Origin of the sequence: Pseudomonas shirazensis (assembly GCF_014268785.2) — a bacterium.
Taxonomy (GTDB): domain Bacteria; phylum Pseudomonadota; class Gammaproteobacteria; order Pseudomonadales; family Pseudomonadaceae; genus Aquipseudomonas; species Aquipseudomonas shirazensis.
Genome location: NZ_JABWRD020000005.1, coordinates 79,936 through 96,867, shown reverse-complemented (window position 1 = coordinate 96,867; position 16,932 = coordinate 79,936). Strand labels below are relative to the sequence as shown.

The window sequence follows — 16,932 nt, the reverse complement described above, 5'->3', positions numbered from 1 at the left end:
TCGAGCCAGCCATAACGGCCCCCAGTGCGGTTACTCAGAAGCTTGTACGCAGGCCAACCTCGACACTACGCCCAGGCGCTGGGGCAATGTCGCGCAAGATTGAACTGGCGTAGCGCACCGTCTGATTGGTCAGGTTCTCACCGCGAACAAACGCCAGCCACTCGCTCTGGCCGATATCGAAACGGTAGCCGACGCTTGCGCCCAAGGTTGTGTAACCGTCAGTGCTGGTCTCGTTGGACGGCTTACGCTGCTGCGAGGCTGCATGTTGCACATCAACCCGCGCCTGCCAGCGGTCCAGTGACCAGAGCAGGCCGCTGTTGAGGCGTAGCGGCGCAATCCGTGGCAGCGGCTCACCCGTGTCGAGGTTGTTGGCGCGGGTGTAATCGCCTGACAGTTCCAGGGCAAAGCTGCCGTAGCGGTTTTCCAGCAACTGCCAGCGATCCTGCGCCTCGATGCCATAGAAGCGCGCACGCACACCTTGGTACAGGTATTCGGGAATATCACCGTGGTCATGGTCATGGTCATGATCATCATCGCCATCATGATGATGCCCCTCACGCAGATTGCCGCTGCCGATAAGGCCAATGTAATTGCGGAAGTGGCTATAGAACACGCCGACACTGCCCTTGTGCGTGCCATTGTCAAAGCGCAGGGCCAGGTCGGCGGCGATCGCCTTTTCCTTGTTCAGGCTGGCATCACCCACTTCATAGGCGCCGGTCGCCACGTGCGCACCATTGGCATACAGCTCATAGAAGGTCGGCGCGCGCTCGGTGTAGCCGAGGTTGGCCGCCAGGGACCAGATCGGATCAAGCTGATACACCGCGCCTGAAGACAGGCTCACTGCATTGAAGGTGCTGGTGCTGTCAGCTGCCGCGAAGTCTTCGTTGCCCTTGGCATCCGGGTCTACCCGGGTGTGTTCCAGGCGGGCACCGAAGCTCAGGTTCAGGCGCCCGCTGGCCTGCCACTGCTCTAACAGAAACAGCGCCAGGCTGTCGGTGTCGGTGTAGGGCACAAAGGCTTCTTCACCCAACGCGGAGAACTGATTGCGGCTGACCTGCGCGCCGATCACCCCTTCCACTGGCCCCAGCGGTTGATGCCTGGCCTCGATGCGCGCCTCGTAGCCTTTGTTCTTGAAGGTGGTGTGCACTTCGCCGCTTTCGATCTCGCGGTGCTGGTAATCGGTGTAGCCAGCGTCGACCTTGACCGAGCTGAACGGGCCGTCCAGATCGCGCAGTTCAGAGGCGAAACCGTAGTGGTCCTGCTGCATGTCCAGGCGCACGCCGGGCTCGGCAACCGAGCCGTAGTTGCTGTCGTAACGGCTATAGGAGAACCCGCTGTAACCGTGCTCCCAGTGATAGGCGCCGCCAAGAGCGCCGCCGTCCTGGCGACCGTCGCTGTTCTCCAGGCGGTGTTTGCTGCCCGGCTCGGCACTGTCGCGGACCTTGCCGCTGCGCGCATAGCCAGGAATGCGCAGGTCATTGAACTGGCGGCTGTTGGCATCCAGGTGCAAGGCGAAGTTGCCGTCACCGGCTTCGAGCTTGCCGGCGCTGCTGCGGGTGGTGTCGGCGCCGCCGTAGCGCAGCTCACCCGCACCGTGAATGCCGTCGATGGGAGCATCGGGGATGCGGTTGTCGAAGGTGTTGACCACGCCGCCGATGGCATTGCCGCCATACAGCAGCGCCGCTGGGCCGCGGACGATTTCAACCCGCTCGACGATGACCGGGTCCAGTGGCACCGCATGGTCATACGACAGCGACGAAGCATCCAGCGCGCCGACGCCATTGCGCAGGATACGAATGCGATCACCGTCCAGCCCGCGGATCACCGGGCGGCTGGCGCCCGGGCCAAACCAGGTTGAGGCGACCCCGGGCTGCTTGTTGAGGGTTTCACCGAGGCTGGCGTGCTGCTGGTGCAGCAACGCGTCGCCTTCGAGCACTGTACTTGGCGCGGCAAGTTGAGCGTTGCCCAGCGGATTGGCAGTAATAACCTGTGGCTGCAGTTCAACGGCGTGGCTGGCGGGGGAGGCCAGCCAAAGGGCAGCGGCAAGCGGGGAAAGGCGCAGCGGTAGCGGCAACATGAGATCAAGCGTTCCTTGGCAAGGTATTAGTGTTGTTACACTATAACATTGCCTGATTGAGCGCTGGCCAGAGGTTTTTGCTTCTACACTCGTGTAATCTGCGCCTCTTTTCACCGCAGGAGCCCCGCATGAGCACGGCCAACCACAACGCATTGCACGGCAAGACGCTCGAGCAGATCCTCACCGAGCTGGTCGCTCACTACCAGTGGCAAGGCCTGGCCGAACGCATCGACGTGCGCTGCTTCAAGAGCGATCCGTCGATCAAGTCGAGCCTGGCCTTTTTGCGCAAGACGCCGTGGGCACGAGAGAAGGTCGAGTACCTGTACATCAAGCTGCAGCGCAAAGGCTGAATGGCTCGTCATCCATGGCTGAGCCTGGCAGCGCTGCTGGGCTGGTTCGGCTTGAGTGTGCAGCTGTACCTGGTGTTGCTGGCGCGCTGGCAGGAGCAGGCCAGCCTGATTGGCGGGCTGATCAATCTGTTCGGCTTTTTCACCGTCTCAAGCAATACGCTGGTGGCGACCGTGCTGAGCTACGCGGCGTTTGGCCACGCCACGGCGGCACGGCGTTGGTTTCTGTCTCCGCGGGTCAGCTCAGGCATTGCTGCCAGCATTGTGCTGGTGTCGATTGCCTACAGCTTGCTGCTGCGCCACTTGTGGCATCCCCAGGGCTGGCAATGGCTTGCGGACGAGTTGCTGCACGACGTGATGCCGCTGCTGTTTGTAGTGTATTGGTGGCGAGTGGTGCCCAAGGGGGAGCTGCGCCTGTCTGACCTGGGCTGGTGGAGCCTGTATCCGGCGGTGTATTTCGCCTATACGTTGTGGCGTGGGCAGCAGATCGGGGTTTATCCGTATCCGTTCATTGATGTCGCCAGCCTTGGTTATGGGCAGGTGATGATCAATGCGCTGGTGGTGTTGGTCGCGTTCTGGGCGATCGGGCTGCTATTGCTGGCGCTGGATCGCTGGCAGGGGCGGCGAAGGACGCAGCCGCTACCCTGACCACGTCATTCCTGGGTCATGCGCGGTTCCTGTAGGAGCGGCCTTGCCGGGGCGCCGGACCGGTCAGAAAGGGCTGCGAAGCGGCCCCACATTTTTAGCTTCGCCGCTGATATCGCCGGGCCAGCTTCGCTGGCCTATCGCGACACAAGGCCGCTACAGGGCCGCAGCCCCGTATCTCGACTGAGACTACTCGTCGTCAGTACTCCCATCGGCGCGCCAGTAGGCGGCGGCTTTCAAGGCATCCTCGTGAACGCCTTTTTCCAGCAGCAAGGTCTTGGCCTGTCGAGTCAAAGACTTTTCCAGCGCGACCCAGCTATACAGCTCGCCCTCCGGCAAAGGCAACTCGCTGATCACTGCCAGCAGGTCCTGCTTGTCACGTTGCACCCAGATCACCTCGACCTCAGCCTGGCTCGGCAACGGCTGGCGTTCCTGGTCGTCGGCAATCTGAATCAGCGCGAGCACCCGGCGACCTGCCGGCAACTCGTGCAAGCGCCGGGCAATGGCCGGGATCGCCGTCTCGTCGCCAATCAGCAGGTAGCTGTCAAAAATGTCCGGCACCACCAGCGAAGCCCTTGGCCCGGCTATGTTCAACACTTGGCCCGGCTCAGCCTGAGCAGCCCAGGTCGAAGCAGGGCCGTCGCCATGCAGGACGAAGTCGATATCCAGCTCGCCGCTGGAAAGGTCATAGCGGCGCGGGGTGTACTCGCGCATGGTCGGCCGAGCGCCACCGTCGCGGCCCGACTGGCGCGCGTCGATGGCCGCCTGTTCGGCAGCAGTCACGCCGAACAACAGCTTGATATGGTCGTCGCTGCCGAGGCTGACAAAGCCTGTCAGCTCCGGCCCGCCAAGAGTGATGCGGCGCATGCGCGGAGTCAGATCGGTCACCCGCAGTACCTGCAACCGACGCTGTTTGATTTCGTGATTGACGCGGTGAATGCTGTTGTTCATCAAGTGTTCTCCGTGACGGAATCGGCCGGGCCGGCGGCAATGGCCTTGGCGGTGTCGTTGAGCAGGTTGCTGACCCGCTCGATCTCGGCGCTGCTCCAGCGGCCGCTGTTCATATGCAGGGCATGGCGCAGGTTGCCCACGGCCTCATGAATTTCCGGCGGGCGATCATGGCTACGCAGTGCCCGCTTGCTGACTTCGATGCGTATGCGCACACCATCGACGGCGACGGCTTGCTCGGTCAGGGCAGTGCGCCCGGCATCGGTAATGGCGTAAAGGCGTTTGCTGCCCTGGACCTGGCCGCTGATCAGTTCGGCTTCTTCAAGGAAATTCAGGGTTGGATAGATCACGCCGGGGCTCGGGCTGTAGCTGCCATCGAACAACGCCTCGATCTGGCGAATCAGGTCGTAGCCATGGCCGGCCTGTTCGGCAAGCATGGCCAGCAGCAGCAATTTCAGGTCGCCGGGGGCAAATACCCGCGGGCCGCGTTCGCCGCGGGCGGGGCGGCGGTCGAAGGGATCGTGATCACGCATGGTCTAAAGGCTCTGTCTGCGATATATCGTTAGATATTACTCAAGATATATCTTAAGGCAAGCCAAGGATAGTGATGATTCTCATTTGGTTATTCGATCAGTCACCATCCGGGCTGTCCAGGCGGTGACTGTGCTGTCAGTGATTGGCCGCTAACTGAGGTGGTTTGCACTCGGTGCTACTGCCTGGTTCGAGATACGGCATCAGGATCGGTGCCATCCCTTTCAGCGCCTGCACTGGCAATGCCGAAGTGAAGGTGAAGGCCTCCGCCGTGCGCCCAGGCACAAAGGCGGTGAGGGTGCCGAAGTGGTTGTCGCCCAGGAAGAACACGAAGGTTGCGGTGCGGTTCAGCGAGCGCGAACCGATCAGCCGACCGCCAGCGCCAAAGCTCTCGATGCGGTTGTCGCCGGTACCGGTCTTGCCGCCCATCACCAGTGGCGTGCCATCGTGCAGCTTGAAGCTGCCGGAGATACGCCTTGCCGTACCGGCGTCTACCACTTGCGACATCGCGCCTTTAAGCGCGCGTGCGACTTCAACCGGCAGAATCCGCTTGCCGCGGTCCGGATCGCTGATCAGCTTGGTCTCATACGGCGTATTGGCGGCAAAGTGCAGGGTGTCGAGGCGCAGTGTCGGCAAGCGCACACCGTCGTTCTGGATGATCCCGACCAGCTCGGACAGCGCTGCCGGACGATCGCCCGAGCTGCCGATGGCGGTGGCCAGGGATGGCACCAGATGATCGAACGGGTAGCCGACCTGCTTCCAGCGTTGATGTATATCGAGAAACGCCTCGATCTCGACCATGGTCCGGATACGACTGTCACGGGCACCTTGGTGGCGGCTCTTGAACAACCAGCCATAGACTTCCTGACGCTCGAACCGACCGGCATTGAGCATCTCGCTCAGGCTCGCGCCGGGGTTTTTCAGCAGGTAACCGAGCAGCCACAGGTCAAGCGGGTGCACCTTGGCGATAAAGCCCTGGTCGGGCAGGTCGTATTTGCCGGGGCCGTAACTGTCGTACATCTGCGACAGGCGACCGTCGTCGAGCTTGGCCAAGGCTTTTTTGTCGCCCTTGCTGTGCGCGCGGACGAAGGCGTTGAAGGTTTCCTGGGAGGCTTCCGGGAACAGATAGCGGTGCACCGCTGCCAGCCGCTGGGGGGTGACCCGCATGCTGTCGAGGAAGGTATCCAGGCGCTGTTGCGAGGTCTTGCGCTGGTACTTTTTCCAGAACCGCATGAGGTAGTTGCTGCCTTCGCGATCAGCAAAGCGTGCCAGGTATTCCTGCCGACGCGGGTCGCCATCGTCCTTGAGCAGCATCGCCCGGTTGAACGGTTGCTGGTAGGTGACATAGCGGACGATGTCGCGCATCAGGCGAATGAACGGTAGGTTGATCGACTCGCGCAGTGCGTCCTTGAGGGTCGGGTTGCGACCGTTGTCTTCCTTGCGAAAGTTGTTGAACACATGCATGCCACCGCCGGTAAAGAATGCCTCACCGGTATTGGCCGAGTATTTGCGCTCAAGCGCTGCGTCGAGCATCGCATCGAGGTTTTGATTCTTGCTGTTGAGGGTCAGCCATTCCAGCGACCATTGGGTCAACCGGTCCAGCTCGGCGACATCCACCTTCTTCAGCTCGCTGACTGGCTTGCCGGCATATTTGTCGTGCAGCTCGGCGATGATCTGCAGGTAGGTGGTGAGCACTCGCAGCTTGGCAGTGGAGCCCAGCTCGAGCTTGCTGCCCTCGTTGATATCGAAGGCCTGGTCGGTGCTGTCGGTTTGCACACGAACCCGCGAGCCATCGGCGGTACGTTCGAACAGAGTGAAGCTGTAGCGCACCTGATCGGTAGTCTTGCTGGTCAGCAGGCGCTCGCCGATCAGGCCCATCTCCCCGGCAAAAGCTGGGTCGGAGAGTTTTTTCAGGTAGTCGCTGACCTGGTTCTGCAGATCACCCTGCAGGGTGCTGGTGGCCGACAGGTCGAGGCGGTCGAGGTCATACAGAGGCCGGTTGAGCATCCCGGCCAGGCGGTTGCGGGCCAGGCTGATGCCCTTGTTGGTGATGATCGGGACGATGGTCGGCTGCGCTACCCAATCGCGATAGCGCGCTTTGCTGGTCAACGCGGCATCCGCCAGTGGCCGCTCGATGATATTCGCCGCAGCCAGCACGCGAATATGCGAGTCGGTCAGTTCGGCCAGCTCGATGCGGCCTTTGGACAGGTAATGCGAAGGGCGGCGCTGGGCGATCATCAACGACAGCACCTGGCGCAAGGCCAGGCCCCGCTCGGCAAGGCTGTCGGCATCAGTGGCAGTCGAGGCGAGGGCGCGGTTGACCTGATCGAAGTCCGCGCCATACCAGACGCGCAAACCTTCGGCCATGCCGTGCACTTCGCCGTGGCCAGGTACTGCCGACAGCGGCACGCTGTTGAGGTAATCACGCACGATGCGCTGGCGCGACTCGGTGGTATCAGGGCCGCCCTTGTACGCGCGCACGCTGGCCGAGAGCATCTGGCGCAGTTTTTCGCTCCCCGAAACAGTCAGGCCGTCCGGTGAGTGGCGGTATTTCTCCAGCTGGGTGGCCAGCGTGCTGCCGCCGGCCGACTGGCCGGGCAGGGCGAAGTACTTGGCAATCTGGCTGTAGGCGGCTTTGGCGAAGCGTGGCCAATCCACTGCCGGGTTGTTGCGCGGGTCGGCCGGGTCGAGCAGGTCGCGGTTCTCGATAAACAGCAGGCTCTTGACCATCACCGGCGGGATCGCGGCAAAGTCCGGGTACAGGTGCTGCGGGTAGTTGTACTGGTAGAGCATGTCGCCGCGACAATCGGTGATGGTCAAACCCGCCTGGATCTTCTCGACAAAAGGCACGAACAGGCCATGGTCGACATAGTCCATCAATGCCGGAGAAAACCGGACCTGCTCGCTGATCAGGTAATCGCGCTTGAGTAGACGCGGCAGAAACTCACCCAGCGCGCTGTAGCCCAGGCGCTTGTCGAAAGGCCCTTCACCGGGGTAGACGATGGCATCGCTGGGGCCTGGCTCCAAGCTGTAGGTCAAGGTCGCGGCCAGGCGGCTGAACTCGCGCGATTGCAGGTTCGAGGTCTGCATTTCGTCATAGGCCGCAAAGCCGATGGCAATCATCGCCAGCAGCACGACGAGAATGATCAACCGCCACCACAACCTGCGCTGACGAGGTGGTTTTGGCTGCGGAGCATTATCCAGACCTGCTTCAGGTGCTTGGGTGCTGGAGGGTTCCGATTGCCACTGTGCGCCCATAGTCATCTATCCGGCCAAGTAATTTCGTCTTGCGTGTCTGAAGCTTAGACGCTGACCGCAGCAGGTGAAAATTTTGTGAGCGGCATCGGCGGCATGCCGCACTGACACTGCCGACACCTGCTGCAAACGCTTAGGCGGCCTGCTCGCTGTGCGGCTCGAAGCTGTCGGCCCGAGCCAGTTGCCACATCCGCGAATAGAACTGCCCATCGACCTCGCCGGTGAGCAGCTCGCCCGGCTTGAGGAACACGTGCATCTGCGAGAACAGCTTGATTTCGGTTGCCGAAATCCGCCGTACCAAGTGCTTGGCCTCCAACTGCGCCGGGTGCTCCAGGCCAGCCGCCGCGAGCATTTCGGCCAGCGCGCGCAGGGTGTTGTGGTGGAAGTTGAGGACGCGGTTGGCTTTGTCCGGGACCACTAGCGCCCGCTGGCGCAGTGGGTCCTGGGTGGCGACCCCGGTCGGGCACTTGTTGGTGTGGCAGCTTTGCGACTGAATGCAGCCGATGGCAAACATGAAGCCACGCGCCGAGTTGGCCCAGTCGGCACCGATGGCCAGCACGCTGGCGATGTCGAAGGCGCTGACGATCTTGCCGCTGGCGCCGAGCTTGATCTTGTCACGCAGGTTCAGCCCGACCAGGGTGTTGTGCACGAACAGCAGCCCCTCACGCAGGGGCACGCCGATATGGTCGGTGAATTCCACCGGCGCGGCGCCGGTGCCGCCTTCCTTGCCGTCGACGACGATGAAGTCGGGCAGGATGCCGGTCTCGAGCATGGCCTTGGCGATGCCCATGAATTCCCACGGGTGCCCCAGGCAGAACTTGAAACCAACCGGCTTGCCGCCGGACAGCTCGCGCAGCCGGGCAATGAACTGCATCAACTCGATAGGCGTCGAGAAGGCGCTGTGACGGGACGGTGAAATGCAGTCTTCACCCATCAGAATGCCGCGGGTTTCGGCAATTTCGGCGGTGACCTTGTGCTTAGGCAGGATCCCGCCATGGCCCGGCTTGGCGCCTTGGCTCATCTTGATCTCGATCATCCGCACCTGCGGGTTGCGTGCCTGTTCGGCGAAGCGCTCGGGGTCAAAGCGACCGTCGGCGGTGCGGCAGCCAAAGTAGCCGCTACCCAGCTCCCAGGTCAGGTCGCCGCCGTGTTCGCGGTGATACGGGCTGATGCTGCCCTCGCCGGTGTCGTGGGCGAAGTTGCCCAGCTTGGCGCCTTGGTTGAGTGCGCGAATGGCGTTGGCGCTAAGCGAGCCAAAGCTCATCGCCGAGATGTTGAAGATCGATGCCGAATACGGCTGAGTGCACTGCGGGCCGCCGATGATGATCCGAAAGCTGGCTGGGTCTGCCAGCGGCGCCGGGCGCATCGAATGGCCGATGAACTCGAAGCCCGACTGGTAAACGTCGATCAGGGTGCCGAAGGGCTTGTCCGACGCCTCGTTCTTGGCCCGCGCATAAACCAGCGAGCGCTGAGCGCGGGAGAACGGCAGGGCGTCGCTGTCGGATTCCAGCAGGTACTGACGGATTTCTGGGCGAATGGCCTCGACCAGGTAGCGAATATTGCCCAGGATCGGGTAGTTGCGGCGCACCGCGTGGCGCTTTTGCAGCAGGTCGAACACGCCGATCAGGCTCAGTACGGCGCTGGTCAGGGTGAGCGGCCAGAGCCATTCATGATGGATGAACGGCAGGCTGGCGAGGGTGAACAGGACGCATGCGGCGAAAAATGCATAGCGGCTGAGAAGTGACAGGCTCATACGAAATCCTTGCGATGGCTCGGTCAGGCTCAGGGCCTGGGGCAAACCACGACCATAGCGCTAACGCCCGGCACATGGCCAGCGCAGTCAACCGCGCAGCAGCTTTTGCCGCCAGCCATCCTGCTCCTCGGCAGCTGCCTCGAGCAGAAACACATAGCGCCCGCCGACCCGCGTTGCCACGGGCACACCGTCCTTGTACAGCAGCCGATTACCGGCCACTGCCGGCAGTTTGCCGCCTGGCAGCAGGGTGCCAAGCAGATTCAGTGGATCGCTGCCGCTGATCAGCACTAGCTCGCCATCCAGCGGCCTGCGCCTGACCTGGCGCAGCAGCCCGACTGCGTCCGGCAGGGCGAATTGTTCGCCGGCCAGCCCGGCGATAAACCGCCCGCCGCGGATTTCGCCGCGGGCTTCCAGGCGCTGGTAGCAGCGCAGCAGCTCACGCCAGCTTGGCAGCGCGTCCGACTCACGCGCCAGCAGACGCCAGCAGATCACCCCGTAGCGGCGCAGCAGCGCCAGCGCTATGTATTCGAGGCGCAGGTCGTGATCGGGTTCGTCGCTGGTGCGCCGGAGCAGTGCCCAGCGCCCGGCGTGGGCCATGTCGCTGAACAACGGTGGCCGACCCCGCCGGCTGATACACGGTTTGCGCTTGGCGGCGGGGGTGATCAGGCAGCGCAAGCCGATGAAACTGTCGGCGCCGACCAGGCCGGCCCCGACCAATTCCTGCAATGCGGTTTCCAGCTCGCTGGGCAGCAGATGCGCCTCCTGTGAGAGCTCCTCGAAAAACAACGCCCCATGTGCCTGCAGTGCGGCATGCACACGCTGCGCCCGCGGCCCGAGGCTGGCTACCTCAGGTGTGCTGGTCAGGCTGCGCCATAGGCTCAGCTGCCCGCGTGGCAACAGTGCCAGTGGCGTACTCGCCAAGGTGCTGCTGGCCGCAGTTGACGCCAGCCTGCTCCAGGTCCATTGGCCGCTGCGGCAGGCGTCATCCAGCCACAGCGGGCTGTAATCGCTGATGCGCGCCGGCAGTAGGTCGGCCTCCCAGGCACCGGCGCCGCCGGGGAACCCTTGCAGTTGGCCGAGTACTTCGCCGAGCGCCTCGCGGCCGCGCATACGCTGGTCCTGCGCCAGATGCTGCCAGTCGAACAGGAAGCGCATGTAGTCCTGCAGGCTGACCGGTTCGATCTCCCGGCGCAGCCGCTTGACCGTGTAGCGATGGATGCGCGCCAGTAGATGCCGTTCACACCACTGCAGTGCCTGCGCGCCTGGGCTGAAATAGCCGCGCAACAGCACACCTTGTTGTTCAAGGGCGGCCAGGGCCTGCTCGATCTGCGCCGGCGGCAGGCCCAGTGGTGCGGCTATCTGCTCACGGCTTTGCGGGCCGCATCCGCTCAGGCGAGAGCGCAGCAGCTCGGGTAGGGCGCTGTCGGCATCGACCGGTGTATCGAAGCCCGGTAACAAGGTCACGGCCGGCTCGAACAGTGCCTGCGGGTACAGCGCGTTGAACAGGTTCAAGCGCTCACGGGCCACCCACAGCGGCTGCTCGGGGCCGTCCAGACGGCTGCTGCGACCGCTCTTGGCCAGCCGCTGCAGCAGCGCCAGCCAGCCCGGATTGGCCGCTGCCTCGGCCTGGGTGATGCAACCCAGGCTCATCAGCGCTTCGTGCATCTCGTCGCTGTTGCTCGGTTGCGGCCAGGCTTGCGCTGCGACCGCGCCGATAGCGTCGGCATCCAGCGCACCGAGTTCATCGGCGCTGTCGACCTCGCTCCAGCGCCGGTTGAGCACCGCCTGGGTGCGCCGCTCTTCCAGCGGTGCATCGTCCAGAAACGCATAGGGCCGGGCATTGAGAATGGCCGCTGCCAACGGCGAAGGTGCCGGCAGGTCGCGGCTGATCAGGCGTAACTGACCGCCTTCCATGCGTTTGAGCAGGGCCAGCCAGGCGTCGCTGTCCAAGGCTTCGTGCAGGCAGTCGTGCAAGGTCTGGGCAACCAGCGGATGCTCAGGAATCTGCCGCTCGCCGGCGATGTTTTCCAGGCAGGCCAGTTGGTCGGGGAATACTGCTGCGACCAGGTCTTCGCTCTTCATCCGCTGGATCTGCGGGGCCACCTTGCGCCCGCCGACAAAGCGCGGCAAGGCCAGCGCGACCGAGGCAATCCAGCGCCAGCGCACGCCAAACAGGGGCGCATCGAGCACCGCCTGGATCAGGATCGCCTCGGCGCTGTTGCTCGAGAGATAGCGCCACACTTCATCCAGCTCGAAGCTGTGGCCAGCAGACAGCGACAGCACGATCGCGTCTTCACTGGCCGCCGCCTGCAGCTCGAAGTTGAAAGTGCGGCAAAAGCGTTTGCGCAGGGCCAGCCCCCAGGCGCGATTGATGCGGCTGCCGTAGGGCGAGTGGATGATCAGCTGAGTACCGCCGGACTCATCGAAAAAGCGCTCCATGATCAGCGTCTGCTGGGACGGTAAAGCGCCCAGCACCTGCCAGGTGCGCCCCAGATAATCGACCAGTTGGCTGACGCAGGCGTCATCTAGCTGGTACGTAGTTGCCAGCCACTGGCTGACCGGTTCAAACGCACCCTGGCTGGCTTGCAACTGCTGATCGAGTTGGCTTTGCAGGCGTGCGACTGCCGCCGACAGTTCATCGCTGCGCCCGGGCGCCTCACCAAGCCAGAACGGAATGGTCGGCGGTAGCCCGCGCGCATCCTCGACCCGTACCTTGCCGGCCTCGACCCGTAGGATGCGGTAGGAGGCATTGCCGAGCTGGAAGATATCGCCGGTGATGCTCTCTACTGCGAAGTCTTCGTTGACGCTGCCGATGTTCAGCGCCTGGGGCTCGAGCAGCACGCTGTAGTCGGCGTTCTCGGGGATGGTGCCGCCGCTGGTCAAGGCCGTCAGCTGGCTGCCGCGGCGGCCTCGCAACATGCCGCTGACCGCATCACGGTGAACATACGCACCGCGCACGCCGAGGCGGCCGTTGTAGCCTTCGGCAAGCAAGCGCAGCAGTGCCTGATAGTGCTCATACTCCAGCGCGGCAAATGGTGCGGCCTGGCGCAGACAATCGAACAAGTCCTGCTCCGACCAGGGCTGGTTGCTGACTTCGGCAACGATCTGCTGGGCCAGCACATCCAGCGGCGCCTTGGGTAAGTGCAGCTCATCCAGTTCGCCGCGGCGCACGCATTCCAGGAGCGCCACGCATTCGATCAAGTCGTCGCGGGAGGTGGCGAACAGGCGCCCCTTGGGCGTGCCGTCGACCTGGTGGCCCGAGCGGCCAACACGCTGGATGAACGCCGCGATCGACCCCGGCGACGCGATCTGGCAGACCAGCTCGACCTCGCCGATATCAATGCCCAGTTCCAGCGATGCGGTGGCGACCAGCACCTGCAGCTCGCCAGCCTTCAGGCGCTGCTCGGCCAGCAGGCGGTGCTCCTTGGCCAGGCTGCCATGGTGCGCGGCAACCACCTGCTGGCCAAGCCGCTCGCCAAGGTGGCGAGTCAGACGCTCGGCCAGTCGGCGAGTATTGACGAACACCAGAGTCGTTCGGTGGGCGCGGGCCAGCTCGGCCAGGCGGTCGTAGACCAGGTTCCAGGCATCACTGGCCATCACCGCGCCGAGCGGCACCGGCGGCACCTCTATGGCCAGATCGCGCTGGCGCGCGTGGCCGACATCGACGATGGCGCAGGGCCGCTGCTGGCCGACCAGAAACTGCGCCACGCGTTCGACCGGGCGCTGTGTAGCTGATAAGCCGATGCGGCGTAATGGCTTGCCGGTCAGGGCTTGCAGGCGCTCCAGCGTCAGCGCCAGATGGCAGCCGCGCTTGTTGCCGGCCACGGCGTGGATCTCGTCGACGATGACCGTGTGCACGCTGCCCAAACCTGCGCGGCCGGACGCCGAGCCGAGCAGCACATAAAGCGATTCAGGCGTGGTCACCAGAATATGCGGCGCGCGCCGGCGCATCGCCGCACGCTCTTTTTGCGGGGTGTCGCCGGTGCGTACCGCGGTGGTGATCTGCGGCGCCTGTAGCCCCTGCGCCTGAATCACCTGGCTGATGCCTTCGAGCGGCGCCTGCAGATTAAGACGGATGTCGTTGGACAGTGCCTTGAGTGGCGACACGTAGATGACCTGAGTCTGCTCGGCCAATTGACCGTCATTGGCCAGACCCTCGCGGAACAGCTCGTCGAGTACTGCCAAAAAAGCGCTGAGGGTCTTGCCCGAGCCGGTCGGCGCCGTCAGCAGCACCGATTGGCCAGCATGGATCAGCGGCCAGGCACGGGCCTGAGCATCGGTAACCGTGGCGAAGCGCTGGCGGAACCAGCTGCTGACGGCGGGATGAAACAGCGCGAGGGCAGGGTGCTGCGAGGTAGGCAGGTTCATGTTCTGGTTATGGCGCTCGAACGCGCACTTGGCAAGGGGCCGTTCGTCTAGCTGCGTGTGCTTGATACGCGGGGAGGTTGGATCGGCTATCCTCGCCGGCTTAATCCCGCCCCGAGTTATCCATGTCGAACATCATCCGCATCGCCGCCGCTCTGCTCATCGACCCGCAAGGGCGCACCCTGCTGGTGCGCAAGCGTGGCACCCAGGCGTTCATGCAGCCTGGCGGCAAGATCGATGCCGGGGAGACGCCGCTGGCAGCATTGGGGCGTGAGCTGGAAGAAGAGCTCGGCCTGCGCATCGATGCCGCTGCGGCCGAGTACCTTGGCCAGTTCAGCGCGCCGGCAGCGAACGAACCTGGCTTCGAGGTACAGTGCGAGCTCTACCGGGTCGACTGCGCTGATGCCGTGGCACCGGCCGCCGAGATCGAAGAAGTTCTCTGGCTGGGCACCGAGCAACAGCAGGCGCCCCTGCTGGCGCCGCTGACCCGCGACCTGATTCTGCCGCTGTATCGCCGGTTGCTCAACGCACCGCGCTGACCCCATCAAGGGTGGCGAACGAGGTGTCCTTGGCGGTCAGCAGGAAGTCGCGCATGTACGGTGCGTCGAGCATGTCTGTGCGCACCCCGGCGTAGAGCGTGGCAAACAGGCCTTTTTCGCCCAGCCGCTTGCCCTTCACATAACCGCGCGAACTGTACTCATGCAAGGCCCAGTGCGGCATGCCGCAGACGCCACGACCGCTGGCCACCAGCTGCATCATCATCACCGTCAGCTCCGAGGTGCGAATGGCGGCGGGCTCGATGTCGGCGGGTTCGAGAAAGCGGGTAAAGATGTCGAGACGGTCACGTTCCACCGGGTAGGTGATCAGGGTCTGGTCGACCAGATCCTGCGGGACGATGTAAGGCTTGCTCGCCAGCGCATGCTGGTTGGCTACCGCCAGCATTGCCTCGTAGGTGAACAGCGGCACGTAAGTGATCCCGGCCAGGTCGAGGGGGTCGGAGGTCACCACCAGGTCGAGATCGCCGCGGGCCAACGCCGGCAGCGGGGCAAAGGCAAAACCAGAGGCCAGGTCCAGTTCGACTTCCGGCCAGGCATCGCGGAACTGGTCGATGGTCGGCATCAACCATTGGAAGCAGCTATGGCATTCGATCGCCATGTGCAGGCGCCCTGCAGTGCCACCGGCCAGCCGCGCGATGTCGCGTTCGGCGCCGCGCAGCAAGGGCAGGGTGGCGTCCGCCAGTTGCAGCAGGCGCAGGCCAGCGCTGGTAAAGCGAATCGGCTTGGTCTTGCGCGCGAACAGCGGCATGCCCAGGCGCTCTTCAAGTTCCTTGAACTGATGCGAAAGTGCCGACTGGGTCAGGTGCAAGCGCTCGGCGGCCTCGACAAGGCTGTCTGATTCGCGCAGTGCATGAAGGGTTTTCAGGTGACGAATTTCAAGCACGACCAACTCCGGAGCTAAACGCGATAGTGCGTGAGTTTGGCTCATGTTGGCGCGGTTTGTCGATCTGCGGGTGTGGCCCGGGCGGTCTTAATGTTGCCTGAGTGGCCGCCTGGCAGGGTTCATCAAATTGTCACGCAAGTGTGGCAGCGCTTTTCAATCAAGTTGATCAGACTGGCGGACTAATGGGGCTTTGCGTGCTGGTGTTGCTTGATGCGTTTTTTATTGTTTGTGTTGATGCTGTGGGGCGCTGCGCCGAGCACCATTGCCATGGCGCGCTGCGATGTCAGTGTGGCACTGCAGCGCGCTGACCTGGGGGCGCTGAGCATGGTCTATCAAAGCGTCGGCGCGCCGTCAGATCCTGCGCTGTTGCTCGTGATGGGGCTGGGTGGTCAACTGATCCACTGGCCCGACGATGTCGTGGAAGCCCTGTGCCGACAGGGCTTTCGGGTGATCCGCTACGATAATCGCGACGTTGGTCTGACCCGCTGGAATACAGCGCCGGCCTCGGCCAACCTGACGTTCGAGGCGCTGCGCTACAAACTTGGTCTGAGCGTATCAGCGCCTTACAGCTTGACCGATATGGCCGAGGATGGCGTGCAGCTGATGGACGCACTGCACATCGAGCAGTTTCATGTACTGGGGGTGAGCATGGGCGGCATGATTGCCCAGCATATGGCCGCCATGCAGCCGCAGCGGGTGCGCAGCCTGACCCTGGTGATGTCCAGCTCCGGCGCCGCCGGCTTACCGCAACCCAGCGCGGCGTTGCTGCAGTTGCTGGCGCGGCGCAGTGCTCCGAGCCGTGCTGTGGCCATTGAGCAGCAGGCTGACATGCTCGCCGCATTGGGCAGCCCGCAGGTGCAGGATGAGCGCCAGGAGCTGATTCAACAGGCGGCGCAGGCCTATGATCGGGCATTCAATCCGGAGGGCGTTAAGCGCCAGATTCTGGCAATTCTGGCTGAGCCGAGCCGAGTCGAGCTGCTCAATCAGCTGCGCGTGCCGACGTTGGTGGTGCACGGTACCGCAGACCCGCTGCTACCGGTGATGCACGGAGTGCACCTGGCGGCGCATATCCAGGGCAGCCAGTTGCGCTTGATTCCGGGGCTTGCGCATCGTTTTCAAGCGCCGTTCAAGGCGCCTCTGCTGGGCGCGGTCTTGCCGTACCTGAAAGCCCAGCGTGAGAAACCCACTCACCTCGCCACACTGTAATAGCGGGTAGTGCTCAGTGCAGGCGCACCCATACGGTCACCAGCAAGGTCGCGGCGATCAGCCAGGCCAGCGTGGCCAGCGCCAGCGATGCTTCCAGGCGCATGCGCTCGACGAGCACATACAGCGTCAGCAGATAGACGAAGTAGGGGATGATCGACCACATGCCGAACAGGATGGTGGTCTTCAGGTCCTCGATCGAGCGGCCCTTGCCGACAATGTAGTGAGCGATCAGGGCGAAGGTCGGAAACAACGGCACCAGACCGGCAATGTAGTAATTACGGGTCTTCGACAGGAGCGCCAGCAGAATCACCACACCGGCGCCGAGGGCAGCTTTGAATACCAGGTCCACAGAATTTTCCCGTAGC

12 protein-coding genes are annotated in these 16,932 nt (G+C 63.5%); 4 read left to right on the top strand and 8 right to left on the bottom strand.

Going from position 1 to position 16,932, the window contains the following annotated elements; genetic code table 11:
* Window positions 1-34 precede the first annotated feature (34 nt).
* Entirely contained in the window at window positions 35-2,077 is a 2,043-nt protein-coding gene (locus HU736_RS21165) for a TonB-dependent receptor (protein WP_186700781.1), read from the bottom strand.
* Between the two features lie 128 nt (window positions 2,078-2,205).
* Between HU736_RS21165 and HU736_RS21160 the strand changes: the two genes are divergently transcribed.
* Both HU736_RS21160 and HU736_RS21155 read left to right on the top strand, forming a co-directional pair.
* Entirely contained in the window at window positions 2,206-2,427 is a 222-nt protein-coding gene (locus tag HU736_RS21160; RefSeq protein WP_101321868.1) for a VF530 family protein, read from the top strand.
* On the top strand, window positions 2,428-3,072 hold the full coding sequence (locus tag HU736_RS21155) for a Pr6Pr family membrane protein (protein WP_186700779.1): 645 nt from the start codon (window positions 2,428-2,430) through the stop codon (window positions 3,070-3,072).
* Between the two features lie 186 nt (window positions 3,073-3,258).
* On the opposite strand, the gene HU736_RS21150 is transcribed toward HU736_RS21155, so the two are convergent.
* The 5 genes from HU736_RS21150 to HU736_RS21130 all read right to left on the bottom strand — a co-directional run bounded on the left by HU736_RS21150 (window position 3,259) and on the right by HU736_RS21130 (window position 13,924).
* The gene (locus tag HU736_RS21150) at window positions 3,259-4,020 is read right to left on the bottom strand and encodes a siderophore-interacting protein (protein WP_186700778.1); all 762 of its coding nucleotides are present in this window, start codon (window positions 4,018-4,020) and stop codon (window positions 3,259-3,261) included.
* Window positions 4,020-4,550, bottom strand: a complete 531-nt coding sequence (locus tag HU736_RS21145; protein ID WP_186700777.1) for a PadR family transcriptional regulator — start codon at window positions 4,548-4,550, stop codon at window positions 4,020-4,022. The genes HU736_RS21150 and HU736_RS21145 overlap by 1 nt, the downstream gene beginning before the upstream one ends.
* 136 nt (window positions 4,551-4,686) lie before the next feature.
* Window positions 4,687-7,806, bottom strand: a complete 3,120-nt coding sequence (locus HU736_RS21140; RefSeq protein ID WP_103438376.1) for a transglycosylase domain-containing protein — start codon at window positions 7,804-7,806, stop codon at window positions 4,687-4,689.
* Window positions 7,807-7,936: 130 nt separating this feature from the next.
* The gene (locus HU736_RS21135; protein ID WP_103438375.1) at window positions 7,937-9,556 is read right to left on the bottom strand and encodes an FMN-binding glutamate synthase family protein; all 1,620 of its coding nucleotides are present in this window, start codon (window positions 9,554-9,556) and stop codon (window positions 7,937-7,939) included.
* Window positions 9,557-9,643: 87 nt separating this feature from the next.
* Complete coding sequence (locus HU736_RS21130; protein ID WP_186700776.1) at window positions 9,644-13,924, bottom strand: DEAD/DEAH box helicase; 4,281 nt, start codon at window positions 13,922-13,924, stop codon at window positions 9,644-9,646.
* 122 nt (window positions 13,925-14,046) lie between these two features.
* Between HU736_RS21130 and HU736_RS21125 the strand changes: the two genes are divergently transcribed.
* The gene (locus tag HU736_RS21125) at window positions 14,047-14,460 is read left to right on the top strand and encodes an NUDIX hydrolase (RefSeq protein ID WP_186700775.1); all 414 of its coding nucleotides are present in this window, start codon (window positions 14,047-14,049) and stop codon (window positions 14,458-14,460) included.
* On the opposite strand, the gene metR is transcribed toward HU736_RS21125, so the two are convergent.
* Window positions 14,444-15,361 carry a transcriptional regulator MetR gene (gene metR, locus HU736_RS21120; protein WP_101321860.1) on the bottom strand — a complete coding sequence of 306 codons (918 nt, stop codon included), beginning with the start codon at window positions 15,359-15,361 and terminating at the stop codon, window positions 14,444-14,446. The two genes, HU736_RS21125 and metR, sit on opposite strands and share 17 nt — an antisense overlap.
* 207 nt (window positions 15,362-15,568) lie before the next feature.
* Between metR and HU736_RS21115 the strand changes: the two genes are divergently transcribed.
* Window positions 15,569-16,567, top strand: a complete 999-nt coding sequence (locus HU736_RS21115) for an alpha/beta fold hydrolase (protein ID WP_186700773.1) — start codon at window positions 15,569-15,571, stop codon at window positions 16,565-16,567.
* A gap of 13 nt (window positions 16,568-16,580) precedes the next feature.
* Here the strand turns inward: HU736_RS21115 and HU736_RS21110 are convergent, their stop codons facing one another.
* On the bottom strand, window positions 16,581-16,916 hold the full coding sequence (locus tag HU736_RS21110; RefSeq protein ID WP_186700771.1) for a GlpM family protein: 336 nt from the start codon (window positions 16,914-16,916) through the stop codon (window positions 16,581-16,583).
* Between the last annotated feature and the right edge of the window lie 16 nt (window positions 16,917-16,932).